At 64.5% G+C, this 21,960-nt stretch carries 23 protein-coding genes; 4 read left to right on the top strand and 19 right to left on the bottom strand.

Translation table 11 applies throughout. The features are described from left to right. Positions 1 to 111: 111 nt before the first annotated feature. The 4 genes from MQW79_RS15390 to MQW79_RS15375 form a co-directional block, all read right to left on the bottom strand. Complete coding sequence (locus MQW79_RS15390) at positions 112 to 1,668, bottom strand: sugar ABC transporter ATP-binding protein (protein WP_476585350.1); 1,557 nt, start codon at positions 1,666 to 1,668, stop codon at positions 112 to 114. Between the two features lie 236 nt (positions 1,669 to 1,904). Next, on the bottom strand, positions 1,905 to 2,846 hold the full coding sequence (locus tag MQW79_RS15385; RefSeq protein WP_476585349.1) for a sugar-binding protein: 942 nt from the start codon (positions 2,844 to 2,846) through the stop codon (positions 1,905 to 1,907). Between the two features lie 148 nt (positions 2,847 to 2,994). Then, positions 2,995 to 4,026, bottom strand: a complete 1,032-nt coding sequence (locus MQW79_RS15380; RefSeq protein WP_476585348.1) for an ABC transporter permease — start codon at positions 4,024 to 4,026, stop codon at positions 2,995 to 2,997. After that, a complete protein-coding gene (locus MQW79_RS15375; RefSeq protein WP_476585347.1) occupies positions 4,026 to 4,766 on the bottom strand; it encodes an ATP-binding cassette domain-containing protein in 741 nt (246 codons plus the stop codon). Before MQW79_RS15375 ends, MQW79_RS15380 begins: the two co-directional genes overlap by 1 nt. Positions 4,767 to 5,122: 356 nt before the next feature. Here MQW79_RS15375 and MQW79_RS15370 point away from each other — a divergent pair, with 356 nt between their 5' ends. Then, a complete protein-coding gene (locus MQW79_RS15370; protein WP_476585346.1) occupies positions 5,123 to 5,815 on the top strand; it encodes a FadR/GntR family transcriptional regulator in 693 nt (230 codons plus the stop codon). Between the two features lie 83 nt (positions 5,816 to 5,898). Here the strand turns inward: MQW79_RS15370 and MQW79_RS15365 are convergent, their stop codons facing one another. The 7 genes from MQW79_RS15365 to pcaD all read right to left on the bottom strand — a co-directional run bounded on the left by MQW79_RS15365 (position 5,899) and on the right by pcaD (position 11,434). Then, complete coding sequence (locus tag MQW79_RS15365; RefSeq protein WP_476585345.1) at positions 5,899 to 6,612, bottom strand: copper homeostasis protein CutC; 714 nt, start codon at positions 6,610 to 6,612, stop codon at positions 5,899 to 5,901. After that, positions 6,609 to 7,523, bottom strand: coding sequence for an ROK family protein (locus MQW79_RS15360; RefSeq protein ID WP_476585344.1), 915 nt, complete (start codon positions 7,521 to 7,523; stop codon positions 6,609 to 6,611). The genes MQW79_RS15365 and MQW79_RS15360 overlap by 4 nt, the downstream gene beginning before the upstream one ends. A 200-nt stretch (positions 7,524 to 7,723) precedes the next feature. Next, positions 7,724 to 8,752 carry a 3-carboxy-cis,cis-muconate cycloisomerase gene (locus MQW79_RS15355; protein WP_476585343.1) on the bottom strand — a complete coding sequence of 343 codons (1,029 nt, stop codon included), beginning with the start codon at positions 8,750 to 8,752 and terminating at the stop codon, positions 7,724 to 7,726. A gap of 160 nt (positions 8,753 to 8,912) precedes the next feature. Further along, complete coding sequence (gene pcaG / locus MQW79_RS15350) at positions 8,913 to 9,518, bottom strand: protocatechuate 3,4-dioxygenase subunit alpha (protein ID WP_476585342.1); 606 nt, start codon at positions 9,516 to 9,518, stop codon at positions 8,913 to 8,915. Next, positions 9,518 to 10,264 (bottom strand): protocatechuate 3,4-dioxygenase subunit beta, encoded by a 747-nt coding sequence (gene pcaH, locus MQW79_RS15345; RefSeq protein ID WP_476585341.1) that lies wholly within the window; start codon positions 10,262 to 10,264, stop codon positions 9,518 to 9,520. The genes pcaG and pcaH overlap by 1 nt, the downstream gene beginning before the upstream one ends. Then, positions 10,261 to 10,650 carry a 4-carboxymuconolactone decarboxylase gene (gene pcaC / locus MQW79_RS15340; RefSeq protein ID WP_476585340.1) on the bottom strand — a complete coding sequence of 130 codons (390 nt, stop codon included), beginning with the start codon at positions 10,648 to 10,650 and terminating at the stop codon, positions 10,261 to 10,263. The genes pcaH and pcaC overlap by 4 nt, the downstream gene beginning before the upstream one ends. Then, a complete protein-coding gene (gene pcaD, locus MQW79_RS15335) occupies positions 10,643 to 11,434 on the bottom strand; it encodes a 3-oxoadipate enol-lactonase (protein WP_476585339.1) in 792 nt (263 codons plus the stop codon). Before pcaD ends, pcaC begins: the two co-directional genes overlap by 8 nt. Positions 11,435 to 11,580: 146 nt before the next feature. Here pcaD and pcaQ point away from each other — a divergent pair, with 146 nt between their 5' ends. Then, positions 11,581 to 12,516, top strand: coding sequence for a pca operon transcription factor PcaQ (gene pcaQ / locus MQW79_RS15330; RefSeq protein WP_476585338.1), 936 nt, complete (start codon positions 11,581 to 11,583; stop codon positions 12,514 to 12,516). Between the two features lie 27 nt (positions 12,517 to 12,543). On the opposite strand, the gene MQW79_RS15325 is transcribed toward pcaQ, so the two are convergent. After that, on the bottom strand, positions 12,544 to 13,416 hold the full coding sequence (locus tag MQW79_RS15325; protein WP_476585337.1) for a helix-turn-helix domain-containing protein: 873 nt from the start codon (positions 13,414 to 13,416) through the stop codon (positions 12,544 to 12,546). A 73-nt stretch (positions 13,417 to 13,489) separates the two neighbouring features. On the opposite strand from MQW79_RS15325, the gene pobA reads away from it, so the two are divergent. Next, positions 13,490 to 14,647, top strand: a complete 1,158-nt coding sequence (pobA, locus tag MQW79_RS15320) for a 4-hydroxybenzoate 3-monooxygenase (protein WP_476585336.1) — start codon at positions 13,490 to 13,492, stop codon at positions 14,645 to 14,647. Positions 14,648 to 14,906: 259 nt separating this feature from the next. Here the strand turns inward: pobA and MQW79_RS15315 are convergent, their stop codons facing one another. From MQW79_RS15315 to MQW79_RS15305, 3 genes are all read right to left on the bottom strand, one after another. Continuing rightward, positions 14,907 to 15,926 (bottom strand): TRAP transporter substrate-binding protein, encoded by a 1,020-nt coding sequence (locus MQW79_RS15315; protein ID WP_476585335.1) that lies wholly within the window; start codon positions 15,924 to 15,926, stop codon positions 14,907 to 14,909. A gap of 80 nt (positions 15,927 to 16,006) precedes the next feature. Further along, complete coding sequence (locus tag MQW79_RS15310) at positions 16,007 to 17,329, bottom strand: TRAP transporter large permease (RefSeq protein ID WP_476585334.1); 1,323 nt, start codon at positions 17,327 to 17,329, stop codon at positions 16,007 to 16,009. Beyond that, on the bottom strand, positions 17,326 to 17,868 hold the full coding sequence (locus MQW79_RS15305; protein ID WP_476585333.1) for a TRAP transporter small permease: 543 nt from the start codon (positions 17,866 to 17,868) through the stop codon (positions 17,326 to 17,328). Before MQW79_RS15305 ends, MQW79_RS15310 begins: the two co-directional genes overlap by 4 nt. 270 nt (positions 17,869 to 18,138) lie before the next feature. On the opposite strand from MQW79_RS15305, the gene MQW79_RS15300 reads away from it, so the two are divergent. After that, on the top strand, positions 18,139 to 18,600 hold the full coding sequence (locus tag MQW79_RS15300; protein ID WP_476585332.1) for a MarR family winged helix-turn-helix transcriptional regulator: 462 nt from the start codon (positions 18,139 to 18,141) through the stop codon (positions 18,598 to 18,600). 145 nt (positions 18,601 to 18,745) lie between these two features. On the opposite strand, the gene MQW79_RS15295 is transcribed toward MQW79_RS15300, so the two are convergent. Genes MQW79_RS15295 through MQW79_RS15280 form a run of 4 tightly spaced genes read right to left on the bottom strand, consistent with a single transcriptional unit; the run spans position 18,746 to position 21,957 of the window. After that, entirely contained in the window at positions 18,746 to 19,513 is a 768-nt protein-coding gene (locus MQW79_RS15295; protein WP_476585331.1) for a crotonase/enoyl-CoA hydratase family protein, read from the bottom strand. 1 nt (position 19,514) lies between these two features. Continuing rightward, positions 19,515 to 19,946, bottom strand: coding sequence for an acyl-CoA thioesterase (locus MQW79_RS15290; RefSeq protein WP_476585330.1), 432 nt, complete (start codon positions 19,944 to 19,946; stop codon positions 19,515 to 19,517). Between the two features lie 8 nt (positions 19,947 to 19,954). Beyond that, a complete protein-coding gene (locus MQW79_RS15285; protein WP_476585329.1) occupies positions 19,955 to 20,716 on the bottom strand; it encodes an SDR family NAD(P)-dependent oxidoreductase in 762 nt (253 codons plus the stop codon). Next, complete coding sequence (locus MQW79_RS15280; RefSeq protein WP_476585328.1) at positions 20,716 to 21,957, bottom strand: thiolase family protein; 1,242 nt, start codon at positions 21,955 to 21,957, stop codon at positions 20,716 to 20,718. The genes MQW79_RS15285 and MQW79_RS15280 overlap by 1 nt, the downstream gene beginning before the upstream one ends. Positions 21,958 to 21,960: the final 3 nt, after the last annotated feature.

The raw sequence follows: 21,960 nt of genomic DNA, 5'->3' as shown, positions 1-21,960 counted from the left end.
GGGTGGGGTGATGCCGGCCAAAGGGACAGGGCAGGCCCCCTCACCCGGCGCTGCGCGCCGACCTCTCCCCCAAGGGAGAGGTGAACGCGCTGCCGGCTCGTCGAAGACAACCTACCCCGCATGGCGCACCTCCATCGCAGGCTCGCGCATGGTGGCGAGGCGCATGATTTCTTCCTGGCTCGAGCCGCCCGGCAGCATGCCGGTCAGGCGTCCCTCGCACATGACCGCGATACGGTGGCTCAAGCGCAGAATTTCCGGCAGCTCGGACGAAATCACGATGATCGCCTTGCCCTGCGCCGCGAGATTGTTGAGCAATCTGTAGATTTCGGACTTGGCGCCGACATCGATGCCGCGGGTCGGCTCGTCGAAGATCAGGATATCACAGTCACGCAGCAGCCATTTGGCGATGACCACCTTCTGCTGGTTGCCGCCCGAGAGCAGCCGCGCTTCCTGTGTGTCGCTGGGCGTCTTGATGGAAAGCTGGCGGATGGCATCCCTGGCCGCGCTTTCCATCGCCCCTTCATTGAGCACGCCGCCAAGGCCGGTGAAGCGGTCGAGACTGGCCAGGGCAATGTTGTTGCGCACGTCGAGGCCCGTGGCGAGGCCGAAGAGTTTGCGGTCCTCGGAGAGGTAGCCGATGCCCTTTTCAACGGCGTCGCGCGGTGTCGATATGCCGACGCGCTGGCCATGCACCCAGATTTCGCCGGCCTCCTTGCGGTCTGCCCCGAAAATGGCGCGGGCGACTTCCGTCCGCCCTGCCCCCATCAGCCCGGCAAAGCCAAGGATTTCCCCCTGCCGCACGGCAAAGCTGACATCGCGGATTTCACGGCCGCGTCTGAGGCCCTTCACTTCCAGCGCCACGGGCGCATTGGCGGTGTTGGGAATGGTCAGAACCTCATTGGAGAGCGTCCGCCCCACCATCATGGAAATGATGGTTTCGATAGGCGTCGTGGCGGCCTCGATGGTGCCGACATATTCGCCGTCGCGCATGACGGTGACGCGGTCGGAGATGCGCTTGATCTCGTCCATCTTGTGGGAAATGTAGACGATGCCGACGCCCTCGGCCTTGAGGCGATTGATGATGGTGAAGAGCTCGGCAATTTCCGCATCGTTCAGCGCCGCCGTCGGCTCGTCCATGATCAGCACCCTGGAGCGATAGGAGAGCGCCTTGGCAATCTCGACCATCTGCTGCTTGGCAATGGTCAGGCTCTCCACCGGCACGGATGGTTCGAGCTTCAAATTCATCGACGCGAAGATGGCCGCAGTGTCGCGGTTGAGCTGGCCCTCGTCGAGAATGCCGAAGCGGCGCGGCTCGCGGCCGATGAAGATGTTCTGCGCGGCGGTCAGGTCGCGCATCAGGGCCAGTTCCTGGTGGATGATGGAAATGCCGGCATCCTGGGCCTGGCGCGGCGAGGTGATCTCCACCGGCACGCCGCCGAGCTTCACCTCGCCGGCATCGCGGGCATAGACACCGGAGAGCACTTTCATCAGCGTCGACTTGCCGGCGCCATTCTCACCCATCAGGGCATGGACTTCCCCTGCGCGCAGGTTGAACTGCGCACCCACCAGCGCCCGCACGCCGGGAAAGGTCTTGTCGATCCCGGTCATTTCGACCAGGGGCACGGCATGGGTCGACGTGGCTATGCCCTCGAAAGCTCCTCCCGCCATGCCTTGCTCCTCCACTTCGGCTTCCGCCCGATCTGTGCCGGGTCGTGAAATCTGAAGTGGAGCTAATGGCAAGTCCATCAGGCTGTCAAGTGGTCAGACCAGTTGATGCGCGTGACGCCACCGATCAGGCAAAACAGGCCCCGCCGAGGCGGAGCCAGTTGCCGGCATGGGCCGGGTTCTTCAGGAGGTCACACGATCAGGAGGTGCCGGGGCGGTAGGCCGCCCCGGCAAGTCACTTACTGCAGGAATTCATCGACATTGTCGGCGGTGACGACGTCATTGCCGGTATAGATGATCTCTTCGACCGTCTCGCCATTGACGAGGGCAAGCAGGGTATCCATTGCCTTCTCGCCCATTTCATAGGGACGCTGGCCGACCAGGCCATGCGCATAGCCTTCCTTGAGCAGCTGGAGCTGCTGGGGGAGGGTGTCGGCGACGACCAGCGCCAGGGCGCCGCTATCGACATCGGCCTTGTACTGGTCGACGAAGTTCTTCCAGCCGTCAGGCGCGAACATCGGCCAGCCGCCGACCGGCACGATGGCCTTGATATCAGGATTGGCGGTCTTGAGGTCGCCCATCTGCTGCACGGCCAGGGCAATGTCGTCATTGGAGAAGGTCGGCGATCCCGGCACTTCGGTCCAGTTCGATCCGGCGAGGGCCTCGCGGACGCCATCGACGCGCAGGGCCAGGTTCGGCGCGGCGGCGCCGCCCGAGATCATGCCATAGGTGCCGCCTTCGGGGGCAACCTGCAGCAGAAGCTTGCCAAGATCTTCGCCAAACAGCTTGTTGTCGGTGCCGACATAGGCGGTGCGGGTGCTGTCGGGCGCGTCCGAGTCAAAGGTAATGACGGCAATGCCCGCTTCGGTGGCGCGATCGATCACGGTGGTGGCGGCGGCAATGTCCGACACCGAAATGGCCAGGCCGTCGACACCCTGGGTGATCAGGTCTTCGATGATCTGGGCCTGGGTCGTGGCTTCGTGTTCGACCGGACCGATATAGAGGCAGGTCACGTTGCCGAGTTCGGCGGCCCGGGCTTCACAACCGTCGCGGGTGAGGTCGAAGAACGGGTTGTTCATGGCCTTGGGAACGACGGCAAAGGTATAGCTATCCTGTGCGATGGCAGTACCGCCAAGGAACAGGCTGGCGATCGTGCCGAGCACGATGGCTGTCTTGGTCATTGTTGTCTCCTCAAATGGACCGGATGGGTGCATCCGGTTAGTCGAACCGGCGAGCCATTCGCCGGCCTCCCTTCGACGCCGCCAGTCGTTGCTGCGGTGCCGATCTCGTGGGGACCGCCATGGCGCGGCCCCTGAACTTGTGCCGAAGTCAGCCGTTGCGGGCCGAGCGCAGCCGGTCCACCAGCACGGCGGCGACAATGATCGCGCCCACCAGGGTCTGTTGCCAGTAGGGGTCGACACGGGCGAGGACGAGGCCGTTGCGGATCACCTCGATCAGCACGCAGCCGATGATGGCGCCGGCAGCGCCGCCGACCCCGCCCGCCAGATTGGCGCCGCCGATGACGGCCGCCGCAATGATGGTCAGCTCGTAGGCCGTCGCCAGATTGGCGGGGGCCGAGCCGAGCCAGCCGGAGATGATGATGCCATTGACCCCGGCCGCCAGCGAGCAGAGCACATAGACCTGGATCTTGACCCGATCTACATTGACCCCGGTCAGCCGCCCCGCATTCTCGTTGCTGCCGATGGCAAAGACATGCTTGCCCCAGGCGGTGTGGTTGAGCGCCACCCACATCACGACGGCGCAGATGATGAGATAGAGGAAGGATACCGGCACGACGTTGAAAAGTTTGCCGGCGGTGACGGCCAGGAACATGTCCTTGTCCGGCCCGGCCGGAAACGTGCCGCGCCCCTGGGTGGCGACATAGACGAGGCCGCGCACCATGGAGAGCGTGCCCAGGGTGGTGACAAAGGGACTGAGCTTGAGCTTGGCGATGGCCACGCCATTGAACAGACCCACCGCCGCCGCTGCCAGCAGGCCCGCCAGCACCGAGATCAGGAGGGCACTGCCGGGGAAAGGGTAGAAGCCCGCCGTGACCAGACCATTCATGGCGAGCGAGGTCACCGTAGCCGACAGGGCAATGGTCGAGCCGACGCTGAGGTCGATGCCACCGGTAATGATGACCAGGGTTATGCCCAGCGTGGCAATGGCGATGAAGGAGAAATTGCGGGTGATGTTGGAGATGTTGCCGGCGGTCAGAAAATTGGGCGAAAGCAGGCTCATCACCACGACGAGCACGATCAGGGCCACCAGCACATAGGCGGACTGGCTGGCGAAGAAACCGCGCTGCCAGAAACGGACCCGCCCCACATTGGTAAAGGTCGATGCATGGGCGTTGGACATCACGCGGCCTCCTTGGCGCCGGTTATCAGCGCGGTCACTTCTTCCGGTGACGAGCTGGCTATGGCCTTGTCGGCCACCTTGGTGCCGCGGCGCATGACGATGACCCTCTCGCACACGGCAAACACGTCCGGCATGCGGTGGGAAATCAGGATGACGGCGATGCCGGCTTCCTTGAGGCGGTGGATCAGGTTGAGCACTTCGGCGACCTGGCGCACCGAAATGGCGGCGGTGGGCTCGTCCATCAGGATCAGCCGGGCATCGGCGAGGCGCGTGCGGGCAATGGCCACGGCCTGCCGCTGGCCACCCGACATCTGGCGCACATAGTCGTCGGCACGGGTTTCGGACTTGAGTTCGGCAAAGAGTTCGGCAGCACGCACATTCATGGCGGCGTGTCGCAGGAACCGGAAGGGGCCGACCTGGCGCTTGAGTTCGCGGCCGAGAAAGATGTTCTCGGCGGCGGTCAGGTTGTCGGCCAAAGCGAGGTCCTGATAGACCGTTTCAATTCCCAGCCGGCGCGCTTCGCCGGGGCTGTGGATATGGGCGTGATCGCCGGCGAAATGCAGGCTGCCCGCCGTGGGCTGGTAGATGCCCGAGATAATCTTGACCAGCGTGGATTTACCGGCGCCATTGTCGCCCATCAGCCCGACCACCTCGCCGGGCTCGACGGAAAAGCTGACATCGGACAGAGCCCGGATGGCCCCGAAATCCTTGGTTACGCCGTTCAGTTCCAGAAGAGCCAACACGTCCTCCCTTGTTGGCGATCTATTGATGTACGTACCTACGCGCGGGGTGCGCGCCGCCGCAGAGCGGGTGTAACAGGTCAATCGGCTGCGTGTGGTCGGCCTGCCGCCGCAGGTCGCACCAGATCACTGTCCTCTTCCCCGACAGCGCGGTCGCCTCCTCCCAAAGGCGACAGTCACTCAGTTCTAAGTCAGACAGATTAGTATTACAATATGATTTTCATGATTGGCCGCCGCGTCTGGCGATTAAATGCAGGCCACGAAGTAATTGCTAAGCCCGCAGCCTCTTCCTGTCAAGTGGTCAGACCAGTGGACAGGCGGCCGGACGGGGGCTAAGAGAAGGCAAAGAGGGCACAATGAAGCTTCAGGCCGTTTCCAACCGTAAACTCTATATCCAGATCGCCGACCAGATCCGCGACCAGATCCATGCGGGTGCGGTCGAGCCGGGCGGGCAATTGCCGTCCGAACGCGATCTGGCACTCAGCCTGGGCGTTTCCCGTCCCACGGTGCGCGAGGCTCTCATCGCGCTGGAAGTGGCCGGTCTTGTGGAAGTACGGGTGGGGGTCGGGGCCTTCGTGCGCAAACGCGACACGGCCAACGAGGCTTTGCCGGAGCAGAGTGCCTCGCCGCTTGAAATCATGGCCGTGCGGCGCCTGCTCGAACCCGAGGCCGCGGCGCTGGCCAGCCAGCACATCACCCCTGAAGGCACGGCGCGCCTGGCCGAAACCATCCGCAAGATGCGAGCCGAAACCCTCTTGGGCCAGTGGTCCTCCGACAGCGACCGGCTGCTGCACATGACCCTGGCCGATGCCTGCGGCAATGCCGTCTTGCGCGAGATGCTCGACGGGCTGTGGAATTCGCGCCGCGGCGAAGTGGATACCCGTTTCCACCAGCACCTGGCCGATATCGGCGACGTGCGCAGCCATATTCTCAATGACCACGAGGCGATCATCGCGGCCGTGGTCAGCGGCAATGCGGAGGCCGCGCGCACGGCCATGGCCCGGCACCTGCAATTTGTCGCCGACGCCATGCTCGAAGCCTGGGAATAGCACAGACGCTGCGAACCCCTTGCCTTCCGCCCGGGTCGGGTGGTGACGCGCGAGGGGGAGGCCAGGCCTGTCGGGTGAATGCCCTAACCCAGCACTGCCTTCAATGCCGCTACAAGCTCGCGGCTGGTGCTGCGCCGTCCGGGGCTGACAAAGCCCAGCCGCTGCGCCACGACGCTGTCGGCAATGGCCAGCTCCGAGCAGGACCCATGCACCGCGCCCAGCGGCACGCGCCGCAGGATGTCGGGGGCCGTCCCCGCATTGATGCCTGACCCGGCCATGATGGTGATGCGCCCATCGGCATGGGCATGGGCGCGCTCCAGCACCGCGATACCCTCGAGCGCCGTCTTGGCCTGGCCGGAAGTCAGGATGGTGTCAAAACCCAGGGCGATCGCCTGGTCGACCGCCGCGATGAAGTCGGGCGCCAGGTCGATGGCCCGGTGCAGGGTCCGGGGCATTTCGCCCGCCTCGTCCACCAGCCTTTCGATCATGTCGAGGTCCAGCCTGCCATCGTCGAGGCTGGCCCCGAGCACGACGCCGGCAAGGCCGGCGCGGCGCGCTGCGTCGATGTCACCGAGCATGGTCTCAAGATCATCGGGCCCGAAGGCAAAGTCCCCGGCGCGCGGCCGGATCATGGCGCGCACCGGCACGGGCGATGCCGCGGCGAGGGCCATGAGACCGGCGGAAGGCGTCAGCCCGCCCATTTCCAGGACCGAGCAGAGTTCGATGCGATCGGCGCCGCCAGCTATGGCAGCCGCGAGCCCGGCGGCATCGTCGACGCAGACTTCGAGAATGGTCATGCCACACCCTCCGAGAATGCCAGACTGGCCGCGCCAATCAGCCCGGCATCTACAGTCAACTGCGCCGGGACCACCAGCGGCCGGTCGAGCTTGCGCAGGATGCGCGCGCGCACCGCCGTATCGAGGCGGGCGATCAGAGCATGGACATTGCCCAGCCCCCCGCCGACCGGAATGATGTCGGGGCCGACAATATTGATCGTTAAAGCCAGAGGCACGCTCACCAGTTCCACATGGAGGTCCACCGTCTGCGCGGCCTTTGCGTCCCCCGCCTGCCAGGCGGCGATGATTTCGGTGCTGTTCAGGTCCACGCCGTGCAAAAGCCGGTGCAGTTTCTCGATGCCGCGCGCGCCACCGATCGTGTCGACGCAACCGGCCTGGCCGCAGCCGCAGGGGAAATGCGCCACCTCGAAGGGCGGCACGCTGGCTCTCGTGGCCACAGCCGTGCCATGGCCCCATTCGCCCGAAAGCCCACCGCCGCCCCGGAACAGCTTTCCATCGGCCACGATCCCGCCGCCGACGCCGGTGCCCAGAATGGCGCCGAAGACGACGCGATGCCCGCGGCCGGCGCCGGCATGCGCTTCGGCCAGGGCAAAGCAGTCGGCGTCATTGGCGACCAGCACCTGGCGCCCGAGGCGTGCACCGAGTTCGGCGCCCAGATAGCGCCCGTCGATGCAGGGGATATTGGCAACCGTGGCCAGACCGCTATCGGGATCAACGACGCCGGTGACCGATATGGATATGGCGCTGCCATCAGGCGCACCGCCCTGCTCCACCAGGCCGGCAATGACGTCGACGAAGGACTGAAAATCGTCGCGCGGCGTCGGCAGGCGACCGACCGGTGTGAGCGCTGTGGGACCGATGGCGGTCGCGGCCTTGATTGTGGTGCCGCCGATATCAAATGCTGTGATCATGGGAATGGTGCGCACGAGACTGGACACAGGCTTGTGGCCCCGCCCTCGTACAAAAGCAATCGGCTTACTGCGTGGCCCCGGCCTGCCGGGGCAGCCACAGGACGATGTCGGGTCGCTGTGCGCTGACGCCGAAAGCCGCCAGGCGGCTTCCATCACCCACGGTGTCGTGCGCGTGGGCGGGGCAAAGGGCCGACAAGTCCTCAGGCGATCCGCACCTGCTCCAGCAGCAGCCAGGCCAGACGCAGGCTCGCGCCTGTGGTCACCAGCATCGGCGGGAGCGTCAGCCATTCGAGCGTCCAGGCGGCGCCCGAGCGCTCGTTTTCATGCACCATGGCCTGGTTGAGCGTGCCCGAAAGACCGGCACTGTAGCGTGCCAGTGCCACCAGCACTTCGGCATTCACCGGGTTGGACTTGTGCGCCATGGCCGAGGAGCCGCCACCGCCGGCGAGCGTGATGGCCGCGACTTCGTTCTGCGCCAGAAGCGTCACGTCCATGCCGAGCTTGCCCAGCGATCCCGAGATCTGTGCGAGGAGGGCGCCAAGCGCCACAATGGGATCGCGGGTCGCCTGCCAGGGTGTCGCCAGCCCGAGATCTAGGCGCCTGGCGAGGCCTGCGGCAATGGCATCGCCATGGCCGTCGAAACTGCCGCGATCCCCCACCGGCCCGCCGAGCTGGATGACGAGGAGGCTCCGGCGCATGGCCACGAGGGCACGCAGCTGGCGCTTGAGCGGTTCGGACCAGCTCGTGAGCTTGGCGCCCCAGGTGGTGGGGAGCGCCACCTGCATGCGCGTATGCGCCATCAGCGGTTTTGCGCCGTGTTCGGCGGAAAGCGCCGCAAGCTTTTCCAACAGGCCCGAAAGCCGCGCCTCATAGACGTCGAACACTTTCGCCAGCTGCAGCATCAGTGCCGTGTCGATGACATCCTGGCTGGTGGCGCCCCTGTGCAGGGCGGCGCGATGCGGCTCCTGGAGCCTTGCCTTGAGCTGCTTCACCAATGCCGGCACCACGACACCGTCCTGTGCCATGCCCGCTTCGAGCCCGGACCAGTCCGGGGAATAGCTGTCGAGGGCAGTGACGATGGCCCTGGCCGCATCCTCGGAAACAAGACCGGCTTCGGCGCTGGCTTCGGCCAGCGCGCGCTCGAATTCCAGCATGGCGTCGAGCTGGGCCGCGTCGGACAGCAGGGCTTCGATTTCGTCATCACCGGCAAGGGCGGAAAGGAGGGTCATGCGATATTCCTAGCTGGCTACGGTCTGCGTCGCCACCCCCACCCTTGGTCCCTCCCCACAAGGGGGAGGGAGACGATGAACACAGGCGCTGCACCCTGCGCCTCCCTCCCCTCGATGGGGAGGGACCGAGGGTGGGGTGTTGGCACACGCCGCACCCCCTTCAGATATCGAAAAACACCGTTTCCCTGTCACCCTGCAGGTAAATATCGAGCCGGTAGGTGGACCCGTCTTTCCGCGCGATCAGCGTCTCGCGGCGGCGCTTGTCCATGATCTTGTTGAGCACGAAATCGCCCGCATTGGCCTCGGCCTCATCGTCGAAATAGAGGCGGGTCTGCAGGCCGATATTGATGCCGCGCGCCACGATCCAGAGTGAGACATGGGGCGCCTGCAGCTTGCCGTCTGGCCCGGCGACGCGACCCGGCTTGAGGGTCGCGAAGCGCACTTCGCCCTGTTCATTGGCCGGCTGGCGGCCCCAGCCGGTAAAGACGGGCAAGGAATTGGGCGAAGTGGGGCCCACGAAATTGCCCTCGGCATCGGCCTGCCAGATCTCGACCACGCCGTCGAAAACAGGCGTGCCGGCACCGTCGAACATGCGGATGACAAGATCGATCCGCTCACCGGCGACATCGCCGTGGATCATGGTCTTGCCCAGGTCCTGGGCAATCACGCCGGTAATGTCACAGAAATTCGGCGTCATGCCGATATGCACATAGGGGCCGGCGGTCTGGGACGGGGTTTCCTTGAGGGTCGGGATCGGGTGCAGCATCAGTTCCCCTCCAGCTTGTTTTCGAACATGGTCGAGCGGCGGCCGCGCAGCACGATATCGAAGCGATAGCAGAGCGCATCCATGGGCGTGGTGTTGAGCCGGTCGAGCCGGGCCGTCAACTGATCGATGGCGGCCTTGTCATTGATGGTCGCCACGATCGGGCACTGCCAGATCATCGGGTCGCCCTCGAAATACATCTGGGTGATGAGCCTTTGCGCAAAGGCATGGCCGAAGACCGAGAAATGGATATGGGCCGGGCGCCAGTCATTGCCGGTATTGGGCCAGGGATAGGCGCCGGGCTTGACGGTGCGGAAGTGATAGAAGCCGTTCTCATCGGTGATCGAGCGGCCGAAGCCACCGAAATTGGGATCGAGCGCGGCCAGATACCCTTCCTTCTTGTGGCGGTAGCGACCGCCGGCATTGGCCTGCCAGTATTCGACCAGCGTATTCGGCACCGGCCGCGCATTCTCGTCCAGCACCTGGCCATAGACGACCATCCGCTGCCCGATGGCGTCGGTACCGTCCTGGCTGAAATTGCGGATGAGGTCATTGTCGAGGGGCCCGAGCTTTTCGTGGCCGAAAGTGGGCCCGGTCATTTCTGACTTGGTTGGCCCCAATGCCAGCAGGCTATGCTTGGGCGCGCGGAAAGTGGTCGACTTGTAGCCGGGCGTATCGGCCTTGGGGTGCCAGTCGCGGTCGCGCTGGAACAGCAGCCCGTCGGCTCCGGGGAGAATGATGCCGCTCATTGCGCTGCCTCCTGTCTTTTGGCCAGTTCGTTTTTCGCAATCTTATAGGCACTGTTGGCTGCCGGCACGCCTGCATAGACGGCGACATGCAGCAGCAGCTCCTTGATGTCGTCTTCCGTCGCGCCGGTATTGACCGTGGCGCGCACATGCATGGCGAATTCTTCCTCGTGACCGAGCCCGGCCAAAAGGGCGAGGGTGATGATCGAGCGTTCGCGCTTGGTCAGGCCAGGCCGCGACCACACCGAGCCCCAGGCGCCTTCGGTGATGAAGGCCTGAAAATCGGCGTCAAACCCGGTCTTGCGCGCATTGGCATTATCGACATGCGCATCGCCCAGAACCGAGCGGCGCGTTGCCATGCCGCGCTCGAACAAAGTCGTGTCAGCCATGGCCGGCCTCCTTGAGGAAATTCTGGATCAGCGCGGTCAACTGGGCCGGCTGCTCGATACTGGGGATGTGGCCGACGCCTTCGATGACTTCGAGACGCGCGCCGGGAATGGCGAGGCCGTTGCGCACCAGGTCCACCGGTGCGGCAAGATCAGCAGAGCCGGCCACGATCAGCGTTGGAGCGGAGATGGCTGCAATGGCCGAAGTCAGATCGGTGTCGCGCAGGGTGGCGCAGGTATTGGCATAGCCCTGCGGGTCGGTGCGGAGGAAAAGATTGCGCCAGCCGGCCAGCTCCACCGGACGTTCAGCGCGGAAGGATGGGCTGAACCAGCGCTCCATGATGTTGTCCACCATGGCGCCGAGGCCAGTGCGGCGGGCGGTTTCGATGCGGGTATTCCACATGGCCGCATCGCCCATGCGCGGCGCCGTGCAGCAGAGCACCAGACCCAGGACCCGCTCTGGCGCGCGCAGGGCAAAGCCCTCGGAAATGACCCCGCCAATGGAGACGCCGACCAGCACGGCGCGGTCGATGCCGACATGGTCGAGCAGCCCGGTGAGATCGTCGAGATGGTCCTCGAGCGCATAGTCACCCGAAGGCGCGTCGCTGAGGCCATGGCCGCGCTTGTCATAGCTCAGGCAGCGATAGTGGGCGCTCAATGCGTCAATGACGACATCCCAGATGCGGGCGTCAGTGCCCAGGGAATTGACAAATACAAGCGCGGGCGCGCCCGCGGGACCCCTCAGGCGGTAATGCAGCAAAGTGCCGTTGATGCGGACAAAGGACATGGCTTCTCCTGGCCCCGATTTAAGGGACCCGAAGGGGCACTGTAAAATGATATGTCTCGGGTATACCATAACCCTCAGATTATTGTATTTCGACCCAATCGAGGTATTTTGCCGATAATCAGGCTCTAGTCATAACCGGTACCTGCATGTCGCAACGCATTATCGACCCCCGAATCCGGCTTCGGCACATTGCCTGCTTCCTTGAAGTGGCGCGGCTGCGCTCCATGGCGGGGGCGGCCGACGCGCTCAATATCAGCCAGCCCGCCGCCACCAAGACCATCCAGGAACTCGAAGCGCTGCTGGGCGGGCAATTGTTCGACCGCAGCCGTCGGCGACTGGCGCTGACCGCCTTTGGCGAAGTGTTCTTCCGCTATGCCTCGACCAGCCTGGCGGCGCTGCGGCAGGGGATCGACGCGGCGCGTGGCACCCATGATGCGGCGATTGTCCGCGTCGGTGCCCTGCCCACCGTCTCGGCCCGTATCCTGCCCGATGCGGTGCGCGCTTTCACCACAGACAATGCCGGCGTCACCACCCGCATCATTACCGGCCCCAATGGCTATCTGCTCTCGCTGCTGCGCACTGGCGATGTCGACCTGGTCATCGGCCGCATGGCCGAGCCCAATGCCATGGTGGGCCTCTCTTTCGAGCATCTCTATTCCGAACGCGTCGTGCTCGCCGTGCGACCGGGGCATCCGGTGCTTGATGAGCCAGATTTCAACCTGCGGCTGATCGAGGGGTTTCAGACTTTGATGCCGACCCCGGATTCGGTCATTCGCCCCATCGTCGACCGTATCCTCCTCGCCCATGGCGTCACCCAGCTGCGCGACGAGATCGAGACCGTCTCCAATGCCTTCGGGCGCTCCTATGTGCGTCAAACCGACGCCATCTGGATCATTTCCGAAGGCGTGGTGGCCGGCGATGTCGCCGAGGGCCTTCTCACGCTGCTGCCGGTCGATACCAGCGAAACGCTTGGCCCCGTCGGTTTTACGACACGCACCGATACACCTGCGGCCCTCGCCACCACCAGCCTTATGCAGGCCGTGCGGGATGTGGCGGAGAAGCTGCGGCGCAACGGGGCGTAGCAGACGGCCCTGCGCCCCCTTGGGAGATCAAGGGTGGGGATTCTCTCTGCGCGCCAGCATCTCTGCCCGCAAGGCCGCTGGCGCCATGCCGAGCTTGCGCGTCACGAAGCGGGTAAAATAGCCGGGGTCGGCATAGCCCAGCTCGGCCCCGATCTGCTTGATCGAAAGCGTCGAGAACAGCAATTGCCGGCGCACCTCAAGAACAATCCGGTCCTCGATGACATCGAGCGCCGAGCAGCCCAGGACCTGACGGCACAGGCGGTTGAGGTGGGTATGGCTGACCCCCACCGCCCCGGCATAGTCGGCCACGCGTCGCGTCTGCCGGAAGTGCTGTTCCACCGCATCGCGGAACACGGCGACCAGTTGCGCCGCCCGCCCGCTGCTGGCTGCGGCATCGGCCCGGTCCGGCATGGCCCGCAGCAGCGCCACCAGCAGCAACGACAGGTGGGCCCGCATGGCCACGTCGTGGCCAGCCCCGGGGCGATCGGCTTCAGCTATCAACCGGCCGATGGCCTGGGCGATGTCCTGGCACTGCCCCCGCACCACCATGGGGCCGGGACGCGGCAGTCCGAGCCCCACGAGATCGCGCTCCATCAGCGTCAGCACCAAACCACGGACATCGGCGCTGAACCGGTAGCCATGCACAATCCCGGCCGGAACCACCGCAAAGGTCTCGGGAACCAGCTGGTGCATGTCACCGTCGAGCATCATCTCGGCGGCCCCACCCGTCAGTTGGAGGAGCTGGAAAAAGGCATCGTGCCGGTGCGGGGCGATGCGATAGTCATGCAGGCGGCTGCGGGCCTGGATGGTTTCCCAATGCAGCCAGTCCTGCCGCTGCGGGCTCTCGGTCTCTCCGTACAAGGCATAGGTCGGGACAAAGTTCATGTTCAGATAGTGCAAGAAATTGCCCGCTCTGTCCATTCACCCCGCACTGGCAGCGCAGCACAATGGCGGCAAAAGACGGGAGGATTTCATGCGCACACAGGTCGCCATTATTGGCGCTGGACCGGCCGGGCTGATGCTTGGGCGGCTGCTCGATCTGGCAGGCGTGGATAATGTCATCCTCGAGCGCAAGAGCGCCGACTATGTGCTCGGCCGCATCCGCGCCGGGGTGCTCGAACAGGGCACGGTCGACCTGATGGAGCGGGCCCAGGTGGCGACACGCCTGCACGAGGAAGGCCTCGTGCATGAGGGCACTGAACTCAGCTTCGACGGCGACCGGCTCCGCGTGGATTTTATCGGCCTGGTCGACCGCCATGTCGTGGTCTACGGCCAGACTGAGGTGACCCGCGACCTGATGCAGGCGCGTCAGGGCAAGACCATTTACGAGGCCGAGAACGTGTCCCTGCACGATTTCGACGGCAAACCCTACGTCACCTGGCTCAAGGACGGGGTCACCCATCGGCTCGATTGCGATTTCATCGCCGGCTGCGACGGGTATCACGGCGTCAGCCGCGCCAGCGTTCCGCAGGCCGCGCTGACCACTTTCGAGCGCATCTATCCCTTCGGCTGGCTCGGCATCCTGGTCGACAAGCCGCCGGTGGCGCATGAGCTGATCTATGCCCATCACGAACGCGGCTTTGCCCTCTGCTCGCAGCGCTCCACCACGCGCAGCCGCTACTACGTGCAGGTGCCCGCGGAGGAAAAGGTCGAGGCCTGGAGCGATGACCGCTTCTGGGACGAACTGCGCGCCCGCCTCAATCCCGAGACATCAGAGGCGCTGCAGACTGGCCCCTCGATCGAAAAATCCATCGCGCCGCTGCGCAGCTTCGTCGCCGAGCCGCTGCGTTTCGGACAACTGTTCCTCGCCGGCGACGCCGCCCATATCGTGCCGCCCACCGGAGCCAAGGGGCTCAACCTCGCCATGAGCGATGTCGCCATGTTGGCCGACGCCTTCATCGAACTCTATGCCGAGCATTCCAATGTTGGGATCGAATTCTATTCGGCAAATGCCCTGAGCCGGATCTGGAAGGCCGAGCGTTTCTCGTGGTGGATGACGAGCCTCATGCACACATTCCCGGAAAACGGCCCCTTCGGCCGCCGCATCCAGCGGGCGGAGTTCGACTATCTTGCGGGATCGCGGGCGGCGCAGCAGAGCCTGGCGGAGAATTATACGGGTCTGCCGGCTTAGATGTGGCAGCCCACCGTGGCTGGTGACGCACCGCACCCCCACCCTTGATCCCTCCCCACAAGGGGGAGGGAGACGATGAACACATGCGTTGCGGTCTTTTGCATCCCTCCCCTCGATGGGGAGGGAATGAGGGTGGGGTATGCCCCGCACGTGGTCGCCTCCATGGGCCCCCAATTGAGTGACCACGACCACCCCATCACAAAACAAAAAAGACCCGGCCAGTTTCCCGGCCGGGCCCGATCATGTTCGAAAAATCCAACTACATTTCGGCGGCGACGGCAGCGCGGGCTGCGTCGTAGAGGGCGCGGCCGTCAATGCCGGCGCCTTCCATGTCCGAGAACCACTTGTCGATGGTGGGCTGGGCCGCATCGATCCACAGCTGGGTCTGGGCTTCGTCGAGCTGAACGATATTGTTGCCCGCTTCCACCGCGATCTTGAGGCCGCGTGCGTCGCCTTCATCCATGACCTTGCCGAACTGGCGCGACACTTCGAGGCCGGAATTGGCGTCGATCACCGCCTTCAGGTCGTCGGGCAGGTTGTTATAGCTGTCCTGGTTCATGATGAAGCCAAAGGTCTGGGTGTAGAGGCCGTACTGGCTGGTGAAGCCGGTATGGTTCTTGACCAGCTCGGCGACGCGGATCGAGGGCGTCACTTCCCACGGCACGGTGGTGGCATCGATCACGCCCTTGGAGAGCGCCTCGGTGGTCTGGGGCACCGGCATGCCGATCGGCTCGGCACCCAGGTTGGCCAGCATGTCCGAGATGATGCGCGAACCGCCGCGCACCTTCATGCCCTTGAGGTCTTCGAGGCTGGCAATCGGGTCCTTGGAATGGAACAGGCCCGGGCCATGGGTGTGCAGCGCGATGACATGCACGCCGGCGAATTCCTCGGCGGAATTGGCCATGACGTAATTGTAGAAGGCGGCCGAACCGACTTCGCCATTGGGCGAGATGAAGGGCAGCTCGAACACTTCGGACTTGGGGAAGCGGCCAGGCGTATAGCCGAGCACGGTCCAGATGATGTCGACGACCCCGTCCTTGGCCTGGTCATAGAGTTCGGGCGGCGCGCCACCGAGCTGCATGGCCGGGTAGAGTTCGAACTTGATGCGGCCGTCGGATTCTTCCGAAACCTTGTTGGCCCAGGGTTCGATGGCGCCGGCGGGCATGGTGGCCTGGGCCGGCAGGAACTGGTGGATGCGCAGGGTGACTTCCTGGGCAAAGGCACTGGTTGACATGGCCAGCGCGGCCAGCGCGCCCAGCACCAAAGTCTTGGTCTTCATTGGGTTTCCCTCCCTTGTTGGCCCGAGGGCCGGTTCATAGCCCGCGTCCGGCGACAGCGCCGGGCGCAGGCGATTTCTCCCTAGTAGAGCAGCCAGACTAGCCCCAGTGTGATGGGCGGAAAGGCGACCAGGATGGCAGTGCGGATCATGTCGCTGGCCACGAAGGGCAGGACGCCGCGATAGGTTTCCGACAGTCGCGTCTGCGGCGACATGGAATTGATGATGAAGAGGTTCATTCCCACCGGCGGGGTAATGAGGCCCACCTCCACGACGATGAGCACGATAATGCCGAACCAGATGCCGAATTCGTCCGGCGTCAGGCCGAAATCGAGCACGGTCATCATCGGATAGATGATCGGCACGGTGAGCAGGATCATGGACAGCGAATCCATGAAACAGCCGAGGATGAGGTAGAAGGCGAGCACCAGGATCATCACCAACCAGGGGTTGAACCCCTGTTCGCCCACCCAGGCGGCCATGACCTGCGGCACTTGCGAGAGCGCCAGGAAGCTGTTGAGCGCCGCCGCGCCGAGCACGATGAGGAAGATCATCGCCGTGGAGCTGGCGGTGGTGAGGCAGGCCTCGACGATTTCCTTGCGGTTGAGCCGGCGCGCGGCCAGCGCAATGAGGAAAGTGCCGGCCGCACCCACCGCCGCCGCTTCGGTCGGGGTGAAGATGCCGCCATAGATGCCGCCGATAACGGCGAGGAAGACCAGCATGACCGGCCAGGTCTGGCCCAAGGCCTTGAACCGCTCACGATAGGGCATGCGCTCGCGCGTGCCGCCCGAACCGGGCACCATGCGGACATAGATGGCGATGACGATGAGATAGCCGATGGCCGCCAGGATGCCGGGAATGAAGGCCGCCATGAACAGCTTGGCGATGTTCTGCTCGGTCAGCACGGCGAAGATGACGAGGATGATCGAGGGCGGAATGAGAATGCCCAGGGTGCCGCCGGCCGCCACGGTGGCGGTCGAGAGAGCGCCCGAATAGCCGTATTTCTTGAGCTCGGGCAGGGCCACCTGGCCCATGGTCGCGGCCGTGGCCAGCGATGAGCCGCAAATGGCGCCAAAGCCGGCGCTGGCGCCGATGGCCGCCATGGCAACCCCACCCTTTCGATGCCCCAGCCAGGCCGCTGCCGCATTGAAGAGGCCGGCCGAGAGGCCGCTGACCGTGGCGAACTGGCCCATCAACAGGAACAGGGGCACCACCGAGAGCGAATAGGAGGCAAAGGTCGAATAGGTGAGATTCTTGAACTGCGCCGCCACCGGATTGAAGTTTCCGGTGATCATCCAGGTGCCAAAGATGCCCACGGCAAACATGGCAATGCCGATCGGCACGCGCAGGAAAATCAGGATCAGAACGGCAGGGAGGCCAAGAAAGCCCAGAAGCAAGGGGGTCATACTTCGGCTCCCATGCGCTTGGGTTCGGCTTCGCCCCGCGCCGCATAGCCGATCGAGCGGCCCAGCACATACAGCGACACCGCGACCCAGACCACGGCACCGACAAAGCCCATGGCATAGGCCCAGCTCAGCGGAAAGCGCAGCAGCAGGGTGGTTTCATTATAGGCGAACTTGTCCATCATGCCGAAATAGAGCCGCCAGGCGAGGAAGCTTGCGGTCGCCAGCATCATGAAATCGGTGACGACGAGGATCCAGGCGTTCACGATGGGGCCGAAACTGTCCGAGACCAGCGAGACCAGCGCGTGCGCCCGCGTCAGATGCGCCCAGGGCATGAAAGCAAACACGGCAAAGCCCATGCCGATGGAGACCAGTTCATAGTCCCCGGTGATGGGCCTGAGACCAAAGGCCAGGAAGGCACGCCCCACAATGGAAATGCAGATCATGGCCACCATGGCCATGAGCACGAGGCCGCCCGCAATGGCCAGCCACTTGGCCAGACCGACAACGCACCGCCCCAATAGGGACTCATCTCTAAACACGCAGGTCCTCCCCCACTTCAGCACCGATTTAAGGCGCTGGCCGCTCCCAAGTAAAATGACAAATAGCCGCTGTTACATAACCCTACACATATGAAACGTGGCGCATTGCGCCCCCAAATCGTGCTCTTTGCCGTTGATCCGATAACCGCAACGCATATTTCTTCCCGTTTCCGGCCTGACATCCCCAGGCAGGAATAATTTCACTGTGCCGCCGTCTGTTGCCCGCCGCGCCCTTGCCTTCGCCACGGGCCCCGCTAGGCTCGCACTACCATGAGTCACACCGCCGACATCCTGCCCGAAACCGAGACTGGCCTGCGTACCGAGACGACCACTGGCGCCGTCGGCTATCGCCTGCGCCGGGCCCAGCTCAGCGTCTTCCAGAAGTTCATCGCCTTTTTCGACGAGTTCAAGCTGCGTCCGGCCGAATATTCCGTGCTCGTGCTCATTGCCGACAATCCCGGCCGCAAGCAGACCGAGATTGCCGAAGTGCTGGGCATCAAGCGGGCCAATTTCGTCGCCCTGGTCAATGGGCTGGAAGACCGGGGCCTCATCGAGCGGCTGCCATCGCGGCAGGACAAGCGGGCCAATGCCCTGCATCTGACCACGCAGGGCAGGACCTTCCTGTCTACGGCCCAGACACGCCATGCCGAGCTTGAGGAGGAGACCACGACCCGCCTCGGCGGCGAGGCCGCGCGCGCCCAGTTGCTGGCGCTGCTCGATCGGCTGATCTGAGCGGCTTTGGCTGTTCCTTTCCTGCCTCATCGCTTCTCCTCCCCGCCGTGCCGCCCTCGGGCTTGACCCGAGGGCCACTCGCCACATCCAGCGCGTTCTGAGTGGTCCTCGGGTCAAGCCCGAGGACGGCACCGTGTGTAACCAGTTACCTGAACACCGGCGGCCGCTTTTCCAGGAAGGCCCGCAATCCCTCCTCCGCATCCGGTCCGGTCTGGCTCAGCGCCGCTGTCAGGCTTTCGGCATAGAGCCCGGCCTCGGGCGGCATGGTGCCGATCTGGGCGATGGCCTGGATGATAAAGCCGTTGATGGTCGGCGAATTCCTGGCGATCCGCTCGGCCAGTTCGAAGGCCTTCGCCAATGCGCCGCCTTCGGGAACGACATGATGGGCGAGGCCCAGCCGCTCACCCTCGACGCCCGAATAGGTGCGGCCGGTCAGCATCATTTCGGTCAGCCGGTCCGGTCCGATCAGCCGCGAAATCCGCACCGAGCCGCCACCGCCCACAAAAATGCCGCGCAGGCCTTCGGGCATCTGGAAGCGCACCGTTTCTTCGGCCACGCGCACATGGCAGGTCGCCGCCACTTCGAGCCCCCCGCCCATGACCGCACCATTCATGGCCGCAATGACCGGCACCGGCGAATGGGCAATCTGCGCCACAGCCCGGTGCCAGTTGCGCGAATGCGCCATGACCTCAAGCGGCTCGCGCGCCACATGCTGCGACAGATCGAGGCCGGAGGAAAAGTGTCCACCCGCCCCTGACATCACGATGGCCCGTGTCTCGCCTGGCACTTTCGCAAAGAAGCCATCGATCGCGGCGACCAGATCGTCGCTGAGCGCATTGCGCTTGTCGGGACGATTGAGGGTGAGGTGGCTGATAGCGCCCTTCTGCTCGATCAGCAGCACATCCTGGGTCATCTCACGATCCTTGCTTTTGTTCCTGGCCCAGCAGCGCCCGGACCTCGTCCGGAAGCGGCGCCGAGCGAATGCTGCCATCCTCACCCCGAACGACCCAGACCCGCTTTTCATGCGCCTCGATGGCCAGTTCGCCATCGCGGTAGAGGCTGTGCTTCACACCAAAGCTCGAACGGCCCAGTTCGGCGATCTCGCTCCTGATCTCCACCACATCGCCAAAGCTCGAGGGCCTGATGAAACGCGCGCCGGTATCGACCATGGGAATGCCCAGGATTCCGTAATGGTCGAGCCAGTTGCGCTTGTGCATGGCAAAGGCAGCGGAGAGCAGAGCGGCCGTGGCATTGTCGAAGAAGCGGAAGTAATTGGGATAGTAGACGATGCCGGCCGGGTCGCAGTCGCCGAACTGGATCTCAACCTTGGTGATACGGGAAAACATGACGCCTCCTATTTCGGCTGCATTCTGAGGGCGCCGTCGAGCCTGATCACTTCGCCATTGAGGTAGTCATTGCCGACCATTGCCATCACCAGACCGGCGAATTCCTCGGGCCTGCCCAGCCGCGCCGGATGGGGGATGGATGTTGCCAGCCCATCGCGCACCTCCTCGGGCAGGCCTTCGAGCAATGGTGTCAGGAACAGGCCGGGCGCGATGGCAAGGACGCGGATGCCGAAACGGGCAAATTCGCGCGCCGCCGGCAGGGTCAGCGCAACAATGCCGCCCTTGGAGGCGGCATAGGCCGCCTGGCCGATCTGGCCCTCATAGGCGGCCACCGAAGCGGTCGAAACAATGACCCCACGCTGCCCGTTCGCGTCGGGCTCGGCCAGCGACATGGCATGGGCGCAGAGCCGCATCATGTTGAAGCTGCCGACCAGGTTGACATTGATGACCTTCTGGAAAACTGCCAGGTCCATTGGCCCGTCGCGCCCGACAATGCGTCCTGCCGTGCCGATGCCGGCACAGTTGACGAGTACCGAGGGCGGGCCCAGCGCGGCGATTGCAGCCGCGACGGCGGCTTCGGCACTGGCCGCATCGGCCACGTCGACGGCGAAGAATTGGCCGCCCAGTTCGGCGGCAAGAGCTTCACCCCTGGTGGTGTCGCGGTCGAAGATGGCGATGGTGGCGCCGGAGGCCTTGAGGGTCCGCGCGGTGGCCGCGCCAAGACCCGAGGCGCCGCCGGTGACAAAGGCGGTTCTGCCCGCAATATCCATCACACGGCCTCCGGGTTCTCGATGAGAAGGGCAATGCCCTGCCCGCCACCGATACAGGCCGATGCAATGCCATAGCGGGTGCCGGAGCGCCTGAGTTCCAGCGCCAGCGTCAGGCCAAGACGAATGCCGGTGACGCCCAGCGGGTGGCCGATGGCGATGGCCCCGCCATTGACGTTGAGTTTCGTCTCATCGAGCCCCAGTTCCTCGACGCAAGCGAGAACCTGCGCGCCAAAGGCCTCGTTGATCTCCACGCGGTCGATCTGGTCGAGGCGCATGTCCGCCGTTTCCAGCACGGCGCGGATTGCCGGGGCCGGGCCGATGCCCATGATCTGCGGCGGCACACCCACTGCGGCACTGGCGAGAATGCGCGCCAAGGGCCGGTGGCCATTGGCTTTTGCGTAGTTCGACGAGGCCACCAGCACCGCGCCGGCGCCATCGACGATGGCCGAAGAATTGCCGCCGGTCTGTACGCCACCAAAGGCCGGACGGAGTTTTGCCAGCACCTCATAGGGCGAGGGGCGGATATGGCTGTCCACAGCGACGCTCTCGACCCCGCGCGGCAGCTTGATGCCGCGCTGGTCCAGGCCATCAATGGCAAAGACTTCGCTGGTGACCGGCATAATTTCCTCGGCCAGGATGCCCGCATCGCGCGCGGCAATGGCGCGCTCGAAGCTGCGCTCGGCATAGCGGTCGACCCGCTCGCGGGAGATACCGTATTTCTTCGCCAGGTTCTCTGCCGTGTCGCCCATGGTGACGCAGCCGGCCGGGTCATAGAGCGCTTCCCAGAGGAAATCCTTGAACTCCACCTTGCCCATGGCAAAGCCATTGCGGTGGGTATAGGCGGCGATCGGGTTGCGGCTCATGCTTTCGCATCCCGCCGCCAGCGCCAGGTCGACACGGCCCAAAGCCACGGAATCGGCCGCCTGGGCAATCACTTCGAGTCCGGTGCCGCAGATCCGCTGCACCAGATGCGCCGGGGCTTCGGTGGGCGCACCGGCATAGAGGCCGATATGGCGCGGGGTCATGAAGGCATCGAACGAGGCCTGGGCCATGGAGCCGGCAATGGTGTGGCCGATGTCGGCTGCCTTGACCCCGGTCTTCTCGATCGCCGCGCGGGCGGCCTTGATGCCGAGATCGATAGGGGAAATCTCGGCAAAGGCGCCGCGATAGTCCACGAAGGGCGTGCGTGCGCCACCCAGCAGAACGGCATCATCGAAGGTGAGGCGAAGTCCTTTGCTCATGGG

The sequence above is a fragment of the Devosia sp. Micro-HW1 genome, from assembly GCF_056341075.1.
Note: the sequence above shows the minus strand (reverse complement) of the source record. Positions and strands in the feature narration are given on the sequence as shown.